Origin of the sequence: Brevundimonas sp. (genome assembly GCF_031082345.1) — a bacterium.
Taxonomy (GTDB): Bacteria; Pseudomonadota; Alphaproteobacteria; order Caulobacterales; family Caulobacteraceae; genus Brevundimonas.
This window is the reverse complement of the sequence record NZ_JAVHLH010000065.1, coordinates 1-11846: the sequence shown is the minus strand read 5'-3', so window position 1 is coordinate 11846 and position 11846 is coordinate 1. Positions and strand designations below refer to the sequence as shown.

Sequence of the window (11846 nt, the reverse complement as noted above, 5' to 3'; positions counted from 1 at the left end):
GCGCGGTTCTGGTCCTCGGTGCCGATGGTGATGCGCAGGGCTTCGGGCAGGCCGTAGCCGCCGACCGGCCGCACGATGACGCCCTTGGAGTTCAGATAGTCGTTGGCCCCCTGCGCCTGCTCGACGTCCCGGAAGCGGACCAGCACGAAATTGCCCGCGCTGGGCAGAACCTCGAAACCGAAGCCGCGGATGGCCTGGGTCAGGCGCGGCCGCCAGGTGTGGATCAGGTCGCGCGACGCCTGTTGATGCGCCTCGTCGCCCAGCGCCGCCACCGCCGCCTCGATGCCCGGCACCGAGACGTTGAAGGGCAGGCGGATGCGGTCGACCGCCTCGGCCACCTTCAGCGGCGCATAGCCGAAGCCGATGCGCAGCCCGCCGAGTCCGTGGATCTTCGAGAACGTCCGCGTCACCACGATGTTCTGGCTGTCGCGGGCCAGGCCGAAGCTGGTCTCCCAGTCGGGCTCGGTGACGTATTCGGCATAGGCCTCGTCGACGACCAGCAGCACGTCCGGCCGCAGGCCCTCGTGCAGGCGGCGGATCTCCTCGCCGGTGTTGTAGCTGCCGGTCGGGTTCGACGGGCTCGAGACATAGACGATGCGGGTGCGCTCATCGACCTGCGCCAGCAGGGCCTCGGGCGTGGCCTTGAACTCGGGCTCCGGGGCCAGCTTGACCGAGGCCTGGTTGGCCAGGGCGCTGATCCGGTAGGCGAGGAAGCCGTACTGGCCCGTGACGATGTTGTCGCCCGGGGTCAGGTAGCACTGGTTCAGCAGGGCGAAGACCTCGTCCGAACCGTTGCCGAAGATCAGCCGCTCGGGCTCCAGGCCGTGATGGTCGGCCACGGCGGTGCGCAGCTTGGTCGCGCGGCCGTCGGGATAGATGTGGATCTGGCCGACCGCCGCCTCGAACGCCTCGCGGGCCTTCTGTCCGGCGCCCAGCATGTTCTCGTTGGACGACAGCTTCATCGGCTCGGCTACGCCATCGATGCGCGACTTGCCGCCGACATAGGGCGCGATGTCGAGGATGCCGGGTTTGGGCGCCGGGCCTTGGGGCGCGGGTGCGTCGGTCATGGCGAATCCTCGGTTTCAGAATACGGGCGCGGCGCCGATGACGCCGTGCAGGGAGCCGGGGGCGTCGTTCAGCCGCCCGTCGTCGGCCTGCACATAGCCCGCCAGGGCGAACAGCTTCAAGCCGCCCGCGGTGATCAGGGGGTCCGCGGCGAGGCCGGCGTCGCCGAGGCGTCGGACGATGCGGGCGTCCGCCAGCGGGCTGTCGGTGACCCAGAAGGTGCGGTCGTCGCCGGTCGGCCCCGTATCCGCGGGCTGGACCAGCAGGGCGCGCGGCAGGCCGGGGCCGTGGTCTGGCAGGGCGCCGACCACCCGCAGCCGGGGCTCGGCCAGCAGCCGCCCCCACCACGCCGATCCACCCGTCAGATCCATCAGCGCCCGTCCGCCCTTGCGGGCCGCCGCCAAGGCCGCCTCCGGCGTCGCGGCCATGCGCGCCGTCAGCCCGAACCGGTCCGCGGCCAGGACCTGGCTGGCCGGCCCCCAGACGGTCAGCGCCGCGCCGCCGCCCGAGTCCAGCCGCCCCAGCACGCAGCGGGCGGCTGCCGCCTCCGCCGCCGACAGCCCGGCCAGGGCGTGGCGCAGGGCGATGGCCTCGACCTCCGGCGTCGGGTGGGGCCCGGCGGCGAGACGCGCCCGCACCGCCTCGACCACCGCGCGGTCCAGCGCCTGCCGTTCAGGGTCGGGCTCGGGAGTCGGCAGCATCAGAACAGCTTCGGCGCCGGCGCCAGGGCGAAGGGGCCCAGCCAGGTGCGGCCCTCGCTGAACAGCAGCACCAAGTCGATCGGCCGCTCGCCCTGCACGCTGGCGGCGGCGGCGGCCCCGGCCGCCCCGACGCGGTTCACGGCGCCGGAGCGGGACCCCGCCAGGCCGGCGATGGCGTCGCCGGGCCGTTCGGCGGTCAGGGCCAGCCGGCCTTCCAGTCGTCCGTCCTCGCGGGCCCACAGGGCGTCGCTGGAGATCCGGGCGCTGCTCTCGCCGGCCTGCAACCGGCCCTGGACGGCGGTGAATCGTCCCCCGGCGGCGGTCCAGCTGGCGAAGACGCCGGCGCTGTCCATGCCCCGCAGACGGCTGGCCTGTTCGATCGTCGCCTCGACCTCGGCCGAGAGCCGGCCTTCCCGGGTCGCGCCCTCCACCGGGCCGCCGGTCCGCCCGCGCCCGTCGGTCAGGCGGAACAGAACGTCCATCTCGTCCGTCGCGGCCTCGCCGTCGGTCAGGTGCGGTCGGGTATAGAGTTCGATCCGCTCGGCCGAGGCCAGCGGGAAGGGATCGGCCCCGGCGACGGGGGTGAAGGTCGGCCGCGCCAGCTCGATCCGCAGGTCGGGAAAGCGGTCCCTCAGATGGCTGACGCTCAGCCGCAGGGCCTCGCCCTCGACCGCCACCTGGCCCTTGCCGGCCCGGGTCAGGATCAGACCGTCCGGCGCCAGCACCACCCAGTGGCCGGGGTTCCAGGCGCTGGCCTCGGCGACCAGTTCCGGGGCCGCCACGCCGTGGCCGGACGGGGCCACGATATCGGCGGCGGGAAAGGCGACGCGGGTCCGGAACGGCCAGCCGCTCACCGAAACCGGCTCATGCGATACGCGCCAGCCATCGGCCCTCAGGGCCTCGATCTGGGTCGCCAGCCTCTCCTGGACCTGTCCCGACAGATAGAACCACCAGCCGGCCCAGGCGGCGAGCAGCAGGCCCACGATCGCGAACGGAATGACGAGGCCGCGGCGGGAATGACGGGCAGGCGTATCGCTCATGGGGGCTCCTTATCAGAAGACAGGAACGCGCCAACCTGCTCGACGGCTTCCGCCAGCCCCATCCTTTGCACCTCGGTCCCCGGCGGCAGGCTGGCGAACAGCCGGGTCGGGGCGGCGGCGTCCAGCATGACGAACACCCCCTTGTCGTCGGCCCGCCGGATCAGCCGGCCGAAGGCCTGGGCCATCTTCGCCCGCGCCAGGGCGTCGTCGAAATTGCGCCCGCCCGCGCCCTCGCCGCCGAACCGCGCGCGTCGCGCCCTGTGCAGCAGGTCCGGGCGTGGCCACGGCACCCGGTCGAAGGCGAGGATGCGCAACGACCGCCCCGGCACATCGACCCCGTCGCGAACAGCATCGGTGCCCAGCAGACAGCTGTCCTGCTCGGCCCGGAACACATCGACCAGAGCCCCCACTTCCAGCGGATCGACATGCTGGGCGTAGAGCGGGATGCCCGCCTTCGCGAGATCGGGACCCAGCCGCTCATAGACCGCCTTCAGCCGCCGGATGGCCGTGAACAGCCCCAGCCCTCCGCCGCCCGCCGCCAGGAACAGCTCGCGCATCGCCGCCGCCGTCTGCCGCGCATCGTCCTTGACCAGATCGTTGACGACGATGACCCGGGCGTTGGCGGCGTAGTCGAACGGGCTCTCGACCTTCAGCGTCCGCGCCGGCTCGATCAGCCGCGCGGATCCGGTGCGCATCCGGGCCATGTCGAAGGGATCGTCCGAGTTCGGATCGGACAGGGTGGCGCTGGTCACCAGCACCCCGTGGGCCGGCATGATCACCGCCGCCTCCAGCGGCACGGTCGGATCGATCCAGTGCCGCCGCAGGGCCACGTCCATGATCCGCCCGAACGCCGCCTCGGCTGACAGCCAGTCGACGAAGTCCGGATCGGGCTCGTCCGACGCGACCTCCAGCGCCGCCAGCATCGAACGCCAGCCGGGCAGGGTCATCCGCGCCCGCCGGTCCAGCCCGCGCAAGGCCCCCTCGATCCGCGACCGCTGTGACCCGTCCAGCTCTGCCGCCTCGTCGTCGAGGATGTCCTCCAGATGCCGCGCCAGGGCCAGCAGCGGCGCCTCGACCGCGGCCAGCGCCTGGGCGGCCTCGCGCGCCGTCTCCAGCACCGGTTCGGTCACCGGCTTCAGCGCGCATTCCATGCCGAACTCGGTTCCGCTCCCGGACGCGTTCTCGCTCGTCCGGGCCCGCAACTGCTCCAGTCCGGCCAGCAGGAAGCGCTCGATCGGCCCGACCGGATTGACCTCGCCGGAGGCCGGGGCGATCCGCCCCGACACCCCTTCGCCCGGCAGCTGCGCCGCCGCCCGCACGGCGTCCTGCAGCGCCTTGGTCGCCGCCTCGTTGTCGGCGCAAAGGTCTCCCAGCCGTTGCTCCAGCCCGCGCCCGCGTCGCCCGCGACCTTCGGGTCCCCGGATCCAGCGCCGCAGCTCCGCCGCCTCCTGCCCCGACAGGCAGGCGGAAAAGGCGCTGTCGGCCGCGTCGAACAGATGGTGCCCCTCGTCGAACACGATCCGCTTCAGCGCCGCCGTCTCGCCGTCCTGCTTCAGCCCCCGCGCTGATCGCGCCCCGTCGAAGGCCGCCTGGGTCATGACCAGCGCATGGTTGGCCACCACCAGATCGGCCCGGCGGCTGGCGCGGATGGTCTTCTCGACGAAACAGGTGCGGTAGTGCGGGCAGGCGGCGTGGACGCATTCCCCGCGCCGGTCGACCAGATTGGCCGCGCTGGCCTGATGGCTCGGTCCCACGGCGAACAGCCCCGGCAGCCAGCCCGGATAGTCGCCCCCGGTCATGTCGCCGTCGCGCGTATGCATCGCCCAGCGGCTGGCCAAGGCCATGCCGATCAGGTCCCCGTTGCCCAGCTGCGCCGCCTGCACCATGTCCTGCAGGTTCAGCAGGCACAGGTAGTTCTCCCGCCCCTTGCGAACCACGGTCTTCTTCTTGCGCTCGACCGGATCGGGCCACAGGGCCGCGCTCTCGCGGTCGATCTGGCGCTGCAGGGCGCGGGTGTAGGTCGAAACCCAGGCCGCCCCCTGATTGCGCTCGGCCCACAGCGACGCCGGCGCCAGATAGCCCAGGGTCTTGCCCGTGCCGGTGCCCGCCTCGGCCAGCAGCACCCGCGGACGGCCCTCCTCGTCGCGCGGCGAAAAGGCGAAGGCCGCCTCGGCCGCATAGTCGGACTGGGTCGGCCGCGTCTCGTCGAGACCCGAGGCCTGCAGCAGCTTGTCCAGACGGATCCGCGCGCTCTCGGAATCGACCGGCGCCGACCCCGCCTCGCCGCGCGGCGCCTCGTCCTCCCATTCCGCCAGCCGCGACCAGGCGTCCAGCCCGCTGCCGCGCAGGTTCCGCTCGCGCACCGGCTGATGCTGCAGGGCCCCCAGCACCCGCCAGCCCCACGCCCAGCCCGCGCGGCCCAGGGTCTCGGCCAGGGTGAAGGCGGCTTCGCGGTCGGGATAGGCCGGATCGGCCAACTCCTTCAGCAGCCCGTCGGCGGCCTTCCGCAGCGCTTCGGCCTGCGCCTCCGCCCCCTTGGGTTCGGCCTGACCCATGGCCAGCGCCAGCCCGCTCGGAGACGGCGCGCAGAACCTTGCCGGCCGCACGAAGGCGAACAGCTCCAGCACATCCAGCAGGTCGCCCGACCGCGCCGGCGGCGCGATCCCCAGCCGCCGCGCCGTCAGGCTGGCGTGCGCCACCAGCACCGGCCCGGTGGTGAAGGCCCCCTCGGCCGCTCCCCGCCCGATCTTGCGCGCCCCCTCGTCGTCGCAGATCGCCCCCGCCCCCGGCGGCACGGCCAGCGCTGGCGGCAGCACGAGCCACGGCTCGGCGCCGGTCAGGTGGGCGGAAGAGGTGAGGGAGTCGGTGGACACCCCTCCAGATAGCGCGGAAGGGCGTGAAACGGAACGGGAACATGCTATAGGCCGATGGTGACGCCGCCGCCCGCTCCCGCAACGCTTCCGCCGCTCTTCGCCGACTGGTTCGCCTCGCGCGGCTGGACGGCCCGGCGGCATCAGCTCGAGATGATTGCGGCCGCCGAGGCGGGTTCGCACGCCCTGCTGGTCGCCCCGACCGGCGGCGGCAAGACCCTGGCCGGCTTCCTGCCCTCGCTGATCGAACTGGCCGAACGCGGCCCCAAGCCGGAGACCGGCCCCGGCTCCGGCGTCCACACCCTCTACCTGTCGCCGCTCAAGGCCCTGACCACCGACGTCGAGCGCAATCTGATGACGCCGATCCGCGAGATCGGGCTCAACATCCACGTCGAGAGCCGCACGGGCGACACCAAACAGTCCAAACGCCAGCGCCAGCGCGACTTCCCGCCCGATATCCTGCTGACCACCCCCGAACAGCTGGCCCTGTTCTGCGCCTGGGACGGCGCGCCGAGCTATTTCGCCGACCTCAAATGCGTCGTCCTCGACGAGGTCCACGCCATCTGGAGCGGCAAGCGCGGCGACCTGCTGAACCTCGGCCTCGGCCGGCTGCAGAAATATGCGCCCTCGATGCGCCGCGTGGCCCTGTCGGCCACGGTCGATGATCCAGACATGATCGCGGACTGGCTGAGGCCCGGCGGAACAGCCAATTCCGCCGTCACCATCGTCCGCGGCGACCCCGGCGCCCCGCCCGTCGTCGACGTCCTGATCTCCGAAGGCCACGTCCCCTGGGCCGGCCACACCGGCCAGCACGCCATTCCGGAAGTCTACGACGCCATCCGCCGCTCGGGCATGACGCTGATCTTCGTCAACACCCGCTGGCAGGCCGAGTTCGTCTTCCAGTCGCTGTGGGCCATCAACGACGACAGCCTGCCGATCGCCCTGCACCATGGCTCGCTGGCGGCCGAGCAGCGGCGCAAGGTCGAGGCGGCCATGGCGCGCGGCGACCTGCGCGCCGTGGTCTGCACCTCGACGCTCGACCTCGGCATCGACTGGGGCGACGTCGACCTCGTCATCCAGCTGGCCGCGCCCAAAGGCGCCAGCCGCCTGGTCCAGCGCATCGGCCGCGCCAATCACCGCCTCGACGAGCCGTCGCGCGCCCTGATGGTGCCCGCCAGCCGCTTCGAGATGCTGGAATGCCAGGCCGCGCGCGAGGCGGTGGCCGAGAACGCCTTCGACTGGGAGCCGGTCCACACCGGCACCCTCGACACCCTCGCCCAGCACATCATGGGCTGCGCCTGCTCCGAGCCCTTCGCCATGGAGGATCTGTATACGGAGATCACCGGCTGCGGCCCCTATCGGGGCCTGACGTATGAACAGTTCGAGGAGGTCGTCGATCTGGTCGCCACCGGCGGCTATGCGCTCCGCACCTACGAACGGTTCGCCCGCATCGTCCGCGACGGCCAAGGCCGCTGGAAGGTGCGCAACGCCCAGACCGCCCAGCGGCACCGCATGAACGTCGGGACCATCGTCGCCGCCGCCACCCTCAACGTCCGCATCGCCTCGCGCCGCGGCGGGGCCTCGAAACAGCTGATCGGCGGCCGCAAGGTCGGCGAGGCGGAGGAGAACTATTTCGAACAGATGTCCCCCGGCGACACCTTCGTCTTCGCTGGCCAGGTCTGGGCCTTCCAGGGCATCAGCGGCATGGACGCCCTCGTCACCCACGCCCAGGACAAGGACCCCAAGATCCCCTCATGGGGCGGATCAAAATTCCCCATGTCGACCTCCCTCGCCGACCGCGTCCGCGCCATGATCCAGGACCGCGACCACTGGCGCGTCCTGCCCCCCGACGTGCAGGAGTGGCTGGAACTGCAGGAGGCGAAATCCGCCATCCCCGACGCCGACACGCTTCTGGTCGAGACCTTCCCGCGCGGCAGTCGCCATTTCCTCGTCGCCTATCCGTTCGCCGGCGGCCTCGCCCACGGCACCCTGTGCATGCTGCTGACCCGCCGTCTCGACCGCCTCGGCGTCGGCCCGCTGGGCTTCGTCGTCACCGACTATTCGCTCGCCATCTGGTCGATCAAGCCGATGGACGACCTCGACCTCGACGCCCTGTTCGAGCCCGACATGCTCGGCGACGATCTCGAGTCCTGGCTGGAGGAGAGCTTCATGATGAAGCGCAGCTTCCGCAATTGCGCCCTGATCTCCGGCTTGATCGAGAAGCGGCAGCCGGGGAATGAGAAGACCGGTCGGCAGGTGACCTTCTCGACCGACCTGATCTACGACGTGCTCCGCCGCCACCAGCCCGACCACCTGCTGCTCAAGACCGCCCGCGCCGACGCCGCCGCCGGCCTGCTCGACGTCGCCCGCCTCGGCCAGCTGCTGGCGCGGATCCACGGCAATATCCGCCTGCAGAGGCTCGAGCGCCCGTCGCCCTTCTGCGTCCCGGTGCTGGTCCAGATCGGCCGCGAGCGCGTCGGCGGCGGCCAGGCGGCCGAGATGATCCTCGACGCCAGCGCCTATGGCTTCGACGAGGAAGATCTGATCGCCGAGGTCATGGGCGACGCCCGTATCGAGGCCGCCCAATGAACGCCGCCCTGCGCCAGGCCCTGTCCCCGGCCCGCTGCCCCAGCGGCGGTCTGCGCGTCTCGATCGAGGGCGAGCCCTGCGTGCTGCGCTGCTCCGGCGCCCTGTGGGTGCTGAACCACCGCACCCTGATCGCCGCCGACCTGCATCTGGAGAAGGGCTCGGCCTTCGCCGCCCGCGGCCAGATGCTGCCGCCCTACGACAGCCGCGCCACCCTCGACCGGCTGGAAGCCGAGATCGACGCCCTCCAGCCCGCCGCGGTGGTCCTGCTCGGCGACAGCTTCCACGACGCCAAATCCGTCGGCCGCATGGCCCCCGACGACAGGGTCCGCCTCGACCGGATGGCCGCGGGCCGCGACTGGGTCTGGCTGGAAGGCAACCACGACATCGCCGCCCTCGCGGACTCCGTGGAGACCCTCCCCGGCGAGGTCGTCGAGACCCTGTCCCTCGGCTCGCTCCGCCTGATCCACGAGCCTCAGCCGGGCATCCGCCCGGGCGAGATCGCCGGCCACCTCCACCCCGCCGCCCGCGTCGCCGCCCACGGCCGCGGCGTCCGCCGCCCCGCCTTCGTCACCGACGGCCGTCGCGCGATCCTCCCCGCCTTCGGCGCCTTCACCGGCGGACTGGACGTGAGGGACCCCGCCATCGCCGGCCTGTTCGCCGACCCGCCCCTGGCGGCGGCCCTGGGCAGGGACCGGGTGCACGCCCTGGCGTGGGAGAGTCTGCGTTAGCGGCGCCGGCCTTCGAGCGGCGATATCGGCCTCAGCAGCGCCAGGAATCGGGCCCCGGCGCCGGCAGGAGCGCCCCCGACGCGCCCTCGATCCGCTCTTCCAGCTGGGCCATGAACTCCGCCCGCTTCAGCCCCGCCGGGATGGCCGGCAGGAACTCATAGACCACGGTCCCCGGATAGCGCCGGAACCCGTGCGCCGGCCAGTGCACGCCCGAGTTGGTGGCCATCGGCACGCAGGGGCAGTCGAGGTCGCGATACAGCGCCGCGATCCCCGGCTTGTAGTCCGGCGAGGCGTCCAGCGGCGTGCGCGTCCCCTCCGGGAAGATCAGGATCTGCCGTCCTTCGGCGAACCGCGTCCGCGCCTGTTTGACCATCTCCTTCAGCGCCTTCGAATGGGCCGAGCGGTCGACTGCGATCATCCCCGTCTTCCAGGCGAACCAGCCGAAGAAGGGCAGGGGCCTGAGCTCCTTCTTCATGATGAAACAGTTGTCCGGAAGGATGGCGAACGGCGCGATCACATCCAGCATGCTCTGGTGCTTGCCGGCGATCAGGGCGGCGCCGGTCGGGCGGTGTTCCAGCCCCCGGAACTCGACCTTCACCCCCGCGATCCAGCGCAGGCCGAACAGGCAGAAGCGCGCCCAGCCCCGGATCACCCCCATGGCGTAGCGGTGCGGCAGCAGCAGCGCCGGCGACAGGCCGACGGCGAACAGGGCCATGGACAGATAGAGCCACAGCACGAAGACGAGCGAACGGACCGCGGTCACCTCAGGCGGCCTTTCCGGCCGGCGCGTCGGCCTCCGCCGCCGGGCGTTCGGAAGCGCCGCCGTTGACGACGGCCCGGCCCAGGGCCGCAAGATATTTCATGTATTCCAGCGTCATCCGCCGCGCCGTGACGGCCGCCCGCCACCAGCCCGAATCATCCAGCGACGGCGTCTCCACGGCATAGGGCGTCAGCGCCAGCTCCGGCGACGCCGCCCGGATCTCTGTCAGCGCCCGGGGCATGTGATAGTCCGAGGTCACCACGATCAGGCTGTCATAGCCCTTGGCGTCGGCCCAGGCGGCGATCTCCTGGGCGTTGCCGACGGTGTCCTCGGCCTCGAAGCCCAGATCGACGCAGCAGTTGAACAGCTTGGTCGAGCCCGGCGTCAGGGCGCGCAGCTCCTGGCGGCGCACCTCCCGGTTGACGCCCGAGATCAGCACGCGGGCGCCCTTGTCCTGTTCCAGCAGGCGGATGGCGGCGTTGACCCGCTCGGCCGAGGGGCCGGTCAGGGCCACGATGGCGTCGGCGCGCGCCGGCTCGGCCGCCGGCGTGTAGCCGCGCACCCGGTCGGCGAAGGCGAACAGCCCGACCAGCCAGATGACGACGATGATGGCGATGAAGGTCAGAAACTTCATGGCGTTAACCTAGCGACCGCCCCGCAGTCGCGCCAGCGCGGTCATCCGCGCCGCGACAAGCGCCACCGTAGCGGCCAGCAGCGGGCATGGCGAGAGCATCAGCACATCGCTCCACGTCACCGGCAGGGCCGGGGTCACCCCGTCCGCGCCGCCGAGGAACCTCAGCCCCGCCACCAGGGCCATGGCTGCCGCGGCGCCGGCGGCCCCGGCGCCCGCCGCCAGCAGGGCGTAGCGGGTCTGGTACAGGCCGGCGATCCGCCCGTCCGAGGCTCCGTTCAGGCTCAGCGTCTCGATGATCGTCCGCTGCGCCGCCATCCCCGCCTGCGTCGCATAGACGATGGCCGCCCCCGCCCCGCCGGCGGTGAGCAGAAAGGCCGCCACGGCCAGGGCGGTGATCAGGGCGGCGGACCGCTCGACCTCGCCACGCCACAGGCTGTGGTCGTCCACGGTGGCGTCGACCCCGGCCTCGGCCAGCGCCCGGCTCAGGCTGACGGCGCTGGCCGGAGCCTCCGGGTCCAGCCGCACGGTGACGAGGTGGGGCAGGGGCAGGTCCGGCAGGACGGCGTCCCCGACCCACGGCCGCAGCAGGACCTCGGCCGTCTCGCGGTCCAGGGCCTCGGCCTCCTCGACGCCCGCGACCCCGGCGAGGGTCTGGGCGGCGCGGGCGGCGGCCTCGGCCCCGGTCTCGTCGACGCGCGGGCGAACCTGCACCGTCGCCTCGCTGCGCAGCTGCATCGCCCAGCCATGCGCCGCCCGGTCCGCCGCCAAGGCCCCGACCGCCGCCAGACAGGCGAGAAAACACAGCACCGCGATCACCGCCGCCAGCCACGGCTCGCCGCCGCCGTCGCGCGGCAGGATGCCCGCGCGCCGCCCGGTCAGCCGATCTGTCCAGCGTTCGATCACGCTCCGCCTCCGACCAGCCGGCCGCCCTCCAGCCGCAGCACCGAGGCCCCGCACGCCGCCGCCAGGGCTTCGTCATGACTGGCGATCAGCACCGTGGTCCCCAGCCGGTTCAGCGACTGGAACAGGGTCAGCAGCCGCTCGCCCATGGCCGCGTCGACGCTCCCGGTCGGCTCGTCCGCGAGGATCAGGTCGGGGCCGGTCACCACCGCCCGGGCGATGGCCAGCCGCTGCTTCTCGCCGCCGGACAGGGTCCGCGGCCGGTCGGCCATGCGATCGCCGAGCCCGACCCAGTCCAGCATCTCCTCCACGTCGTCGGCGTAGCTCTCCCGCTTCGCCCCCGCCAGCCGCAGGGGAAGGGCGACATTGTCGAAGGCGGACAGGTGATCCAGCAGCCGGAAGTCCTGGAACACCACCCCCATCCGGCGCCGGAAGCCCGGCAGCGCCGACCGCGGCGGGGCGCCCGCGTCCTCGCCGAACAGTTCGATGGTTCCGGCCGTCGGACGCTTCGCCAGGGTCAGCAAATTCAGCAGCGTCGACTTACCGGCCCCCGACGGGC

10 protein-coding genes are annotated in these 11846 nt (G+C 72.5%); 2 read left to right on the top strand and 8 right to left on the bottom strand.

Annotated elements, in window-relative coordinates; translation table 11 throughout:
* From hisC to RDU12_RS06215, 4 genes are all read right to left on the bottom strand, one after another.
* Nucleotides 1-1067, bottom strand: a 1067-nt coding sequence (gene hisC, locus RDU12_RS06230; RefSeq protein ID WP_308684281.1) for a histidinol-phosphate transaminase, incomplete at its 3' end; no start/stop codon positions are given.
* Between the two features lie 15 nt (nucleotides 1068-1082).
* Complete coding sequence (locus tag RDU12_RS06225; protein ID WP_308684280.1) at nucleotides 1083-1766, bottom strand: hypothetical protein; 684 nt, start codon at nucleotides 1764-1766, stop codon at nucleotides 1083-1085.
* Complete coding sequence (locus RDU12_RS06220) at nucleotides 1766-2806, bottom strand: DUF2125 domain-containing protein (RefSeq protein ID WP_308684279.1); 1041 nt, start codon at nucleotides 2804-2806, stop codon at nucleotides 1766-1768. The genes RDU12_RS06225 and RDU12_RS06220 overlap by 1 nt, the downstream gene beginning before the upstream one ends.
* The gene (locus tag RDU12_RS06215; RefSeq protein WP_308684278.1) at nucleotides 2803-5679 is read right to left on the bottom strand and encodes an ATP-dependent DNA helicase; all 2877 of its coding nucleotides are present in this window, start codon (nucleotides 5677-5679) and stop codon (nucleotides 2803-2805) included. Before RDU12_RS06215 ends, RDU12_RS06220 begins: the two co-directional genes overlap by 4 nt.
* Nucleotides 5680-5733: 54 nt before the next feature.
* Between RDU12_RS06215 and RDU12_RS06210 the strand changes: the two genes are divergently transcribed.
* Both RDU12_RS06210 and pdeM read left to right on the top strand, forming a co-directional pair.
* Complete coding sequence (locus RDU12_RS06210; protein WP_300292493.1) at nucleotides 5734-8265, top strand: ligase-associated DNA damage response DEXH box helicase; 2532 nt, start codon at nucleotides 5734-5736, stop codon at nucleotides 8263-8265.
* Nucleotides 8262-8993 carry a ligase-associated DNA damage response endonuclease PdeM gene (pdeM, locus tag RDU12_RS06205; protein ID WP_308684277.1) on the top strand — a complete coding sequence of 244 codons (732 nt, stop codon included), beginning with the start codon at nucleotides 8262-8264 and terminating at the stop codon, nucleotides 8991-8993. The genes RDU12_RS06210 and pdeM overlap by 4 nt, the downstream gene beginning before the upstream one ends.
* Nucleotides 8994-9024: 31 nt before the next feature.
* On the opposite strand, the gene RDU12_RS06200 is transcribed toward pdeM, so the two are convergent.
* From RDU12_RS06200 to RDU12_RS06185, 4 genes are all read right to left on the bottom strand, one after another.
* Nucleotides 9025-9756: a lysophospholipid acyltransferase family protein gene (locus RDU12_RS06200; protein ID WP_308684276.1), complete on the bottom strand. Its 732-nt coding sequence runs from the start codon at nucleotides 9754-9756 to the stop codon at nucleotides 9025-9027.
* A 1-nt stretch (nucleotide 9757) separates the two neighbouring features.
* A complete protein-coding gene (locus RDU12_RS06195) occupies nucleotides 9758-10387 on the bottom strand; it encodes a YdcF family protein (protein ID WP_308684275.1) in 630 nt (209 codons plus the stop codon).
* Nucleotides 10388-10396: 9 nt separating this feature from the next.
* Nucleotides 10397-11287, bottom strand: coding sequence for a cell division protein FtsX (locus RDU12_RS06190; RefSeq protein WP_374990194.1), 891 nt, complete (start codon nucleotides 11285-11287; stop codon nucleotides 10397-10399).
* A partial coding sequence (locus RDU12_RS06185) for an ATP-binding cassette domain-containing protein (protein ID WP_308684273.1) occupies nucleotides 11287-11846 on the bottom strand: 560 nt, incomplete at its 5' end. The genes RDU12_RS06190 and RDU12_RS06185, both read right to left, overlap by 1 nt.